Source organism: Streptomyces colwelliae (assembly GCF_048158785.1).
In the GTDB taxonomy this organism is placed as follows: domain Bacteria; phylum Actinomycetota; class Actinomycetes; order Streptomycetales; family Streptomycetaceae; genus Streptomyces.
The window spans coordinates 1-857 of record NZ_JBLTJC010000842.1 but is presented as its reverse complement, the minus strand read 5'-3'; the positions used below and the strand labels follow the sequence as shown (position 1 = coordinate 857).

Below are 857 nucleotides of genomic sequence, written 5' to 3'. Positions count from 1 at the left end.
TAAGAGAGAGGGTCTAGTCAGGTCAATGCGTCTGCGCGGGATTGGGCGGCGGCGGCTTCGGTGGGGGCGTTGGCTCGGGTGTAGGCGTCGGCGGACTGGAGGTAGTGGGCGCGGGCTTCGGCGGGGCGGGCGGCACGCTGGTGGGCGAGAGCGAGGTTCAAGAGGGTGCGGCCCGCCCGGTACCAGTCGTCGAACTCTCGGCAGCCTTCCAGGGCTTTCTCGTAGGCCTCAACCGCCTCCTCCACCAGGCCCGTGGAACGCAGGGCGACGCCGAGGTTGTTCCACGCGAGGGCCTCGCCATGGCGGTCCCCGACGGCCTGGAACAGGTCGCGGGCGTGGGTGTGGGCGTCGATGGCCTCCTCCGCCCGGTCCGCCTCCCGCAGAGCGCCGCCGAGGCTGTTCCACGCTATGGCCTCGCGGTGGCGGTCCCCGGCGGTTTGGTACAGGTCGCGGGCGTGGGTGTGGGCGTCGATGGCCTCCTCCGCCCGGCCCGTCTGCCGCAGGGTGTTGCCGAGGTTGTTCCACGCGCTGGCCTCGCGGTGGCGGTCCCCGGCGGTTTGGTACAGGTCGCGGGCGTGGGTGTGGGCGTCAATGGCCTCCTCTCCCCGGCCCGCCTCCCGCAGGGCGTTGCCGAGGCTGTTCCACGCGATGGCCCCGTCTATCTGATTACCGGCGCGGTGGGCGGCCTCCCGCGCGGTACCGCACACCGTGATTAAGTCGTCGAAAGAGCGCCGCCAGTCCAGATATTCCCCCAGGCACTGCGACAGCCGCACCGCCGTGTCCGCGTACCGCTCCTCCCGCGCCCACTGCACCGCCGACACCAGCCCCGCCCGCTCCGAATCCAGCCACGCCAACGC

General features: G+C 71.9%; 1 protein-coding gene. It reads right to left on the bottom strand.

The genetic code is table 11. The features are described 5' to 3' along the window. Positions 1-17: 17 nt before the first annotated feature. The coding region (locus ACNFOC_RS54730; protein ID WP_416966361.1) for a tetratricopeptide repeat protein at positions 18-857 on the bottom strand (840 nt) is incomplete at its 5' end.